This window comes from Ornithinibacillus salinisoli (assembly GCF_042684965.1).
Lineage (GTDB): Bacteria > Bacillota > Bacilli > Bacillales > Amphibacillaceae > Ornithinibacillus > Ornithinibacillus salinisoli.
Map to the genome: position 1 here is coordinate 1 of NZ_JBHUMI010000036.1, position 2,538 is coordinate 2,538.

At 35.2% G+C, this 2,538-nt stretch carries 2 protein-coding genes; both read right to left on the reverse strand.

Features of this window, described 5'->3' with window-relative positions:
• Positions 1 to 36: 36 nt before the first annotated feature.
• Positions 37 to 801 (reverse strand): IS21-like element helper ATPase IstB, encoded by a 765-nt coding sequence (gene istB / locus ACFSTA_RS18750; protein WP_377558367.1) that lies wholly within the window; start codon positions 799 to 801, stop codon positions 37 to 39.
• Positions 798 to 2,369 (reverse strand): IS21 family transposase, encoded by a 1,572-nt coding sequence (gene istA, locus ACFSTA_RS18755; RefSeq protein WP_377558368.1) that lies wholly within the window; start codon positions 2,367 to 2,369, stop codon positions 798 to 800. The genes istB and istA overlap by 4 nt, the downstream gene beginning before the upstream one ends.
• Positions 2,370 to 2,538 lie beyond the last annotated feature (169 nt).

Here is a 2,538-nt window from a genome sequence, read left to right on the forward strand (position 1 = left end):
TGTGACCGTCAAGTAAAATGTTACAGTTTTTGCTGATTAATTTGTTACACTTTCCTGCCCGAAGATGTTCTTTCGATGCTTCATTCGATAACTGTCACCGTTTAAATGTATTATTTCAACTCGGTGTACAATTCGGTCTAGTATTGCTGTCGTTATGGCAGGGTCGCCTAAGAGTTCGCCCCATTCTTTTGGTGCTTTATTCGAAGTTAAAACAATCGATGTTTGATCATGTAAATCATTAATCAAATGGAAGAATAGATTTGCTTCTTGCTGATCCATTGCCATAAACATTAAGTCATCAATAATAACTAAATCGGCATCTCTCATTCGTTTTAATCTTGTTTTTGATTTACGTGTTATTTCCTCTGTTTTTAATGCATGTACAAGATCCCCCATTGAAGTGAAGATAACTTTATACCCTTCGTATATTGCTTTGATTCCTAACCCTATGGCCAGGTGCGTTTTTCCCACACCTGGAGGGCCCAATAAAACTAAATTGTACAGCTGGTCAATCCATGTAAGATCACCCAACTGATTAAGCTGTTTCTTGCTTAATGACTGTTGCTCTTTAATATCAAACTCTTCGAGTGTTTTATAGTCCGGGAATGTTGCCCATTTCAAACGTTTTTCAACTTGTTTTTCTTCTCTACGTTTTTGTTCATATTGCATGATATCAAGTAAAAACTTTGTGTAAGAATGGTCATTTTGTTCAGCTTGTTTAATTAATTCTCTTAGGTGATTAGATGTCTCAACGAATCTTAATGTTCTCATAAGTTCTTGTAATTGATTAAGCTGTGTCATTGAGAATCACCTTCTAATATAGAGTAATACTTGTCCATTTCTCTTTTTGATGCATTTGTATCCATTACCCAATTGGAAGTCATCGTTGTAGGTCGTTTCAATTGTTCAGCGTTATCGTTTTCAGTAATGTGTAACGGTCGTTGTCGTTTTAGGTACCCAATGATATCGCTGAAATCTGTACCACTATAAAGGTTTCGGTGAATACATTCATCGAGCGCACTATTAATAATCATAGAATGATTTGTTTTGATCGAATTTAATATCAGTTGTAACTGGTCGCGAATGTAACGTGGATTCTTTTCTCTCAATCTTGATATAAACTCATGAGCTAATTCTTGATTATCAAAATAAGTTGCCACTGAATTGATAAAGGCATCTATTCCTTTTGTACGGTCACGTTGATGTTTACGATCTTGAATAAGTTTTCCTTTCTCTATTGATATTTGATGCTTAGCCAAGATCTCCCCGTCAGGACTACAAATGATGAGCTTTTCATCATTAACGACTGTAAGATAAACCTCCTTGTATTTATGGAAACTCCCTAATGGTAGTGAGTATCGATTAGATAAATACCGTATGGTATTGTCCTTACGTATAGACCTTGATATACTGTTATTATTGTTATGTTGAACATCAATGATGTTCGTGACTGGTTTTAAGTGTTGTTTTTCAAGGGCAAACACTTCAACCGGTCTTTTTTTTGTGGTGTTATGAACTTTGGCGTTACCAGTTCGGTTGAGCCATTCTATCGCATATTCATTCCATGATTCTAAGTTGTGAAATAGTCTATGCTTAGCGTAATTATGCTTGATAAAACCTACGACATTTTCTATTTTACCTTTACTCTCAGGATCCGCTTTTCTACATACAAACAAGTTTAACTTCTTTGCTTCTTTATACCTTTGAAACTCTTCAGTCAAAATTAAATCACCATTATTTTCACTAATAACCAGTAAATTATCTTGGTCATATACCAACTCGTTAGGGATACCATGAAACCATTGAAAGGCTAACTCATGTGATTCAATAACGTCTTTCGTTGTAAAAGGGCGGTCTAGCCAATACATGTATTTATAACGTGAATGAGATAATACAAATGCAATGAAATATAGTTTAACTGTTCCTGCTCCATTAGCTTTCTTATTTTTCGTCTGGCCGAAGTCCACTTGGACTTGTTCTCCTAATGGAGGATCGGGTATAGCCTCATATGATCTAGGCGATGTCTCTTTAGGTATGTTGTATTCTTTTCTCAGTTCTCTCACATAAGATCTAACAGTACTTTCTCCAACTTCAAAAGATGGATATTTCTCAAGCAGCCAATCTTGCACTTGAGCTGCCGTCATATCTGGGTACTGCCTCAACCAGGAAAGAATTAATTCTTTATACTTATCAAGCTTCTTTTCTCTTGATTGAATAGTAACCATCCATTCTGCCATCTCCTGCGGATTTCTATTTAAATAGCGATATAAAGTTGGTCTTGAAATCCCAAGTTTTTCTGCAACCTTACTTTTACTAAATCCTTGTTTTAATAGTTGATCAATTTCCATATACACTTGCCACTTATCCACCTTTCAAACCTCCTCAAACACTCTCAGATATACAAATCTATTATATCTAGTGTCTAAGAAGAATCATTAGTATTTTTTCTGGATCTCTTGGAAGTTACCAGAATTTTAATGGACAAGAAGTGTTAAATCTTATCAAGCAAGAACTGTTACATTTAGTTTAGCAGTCACA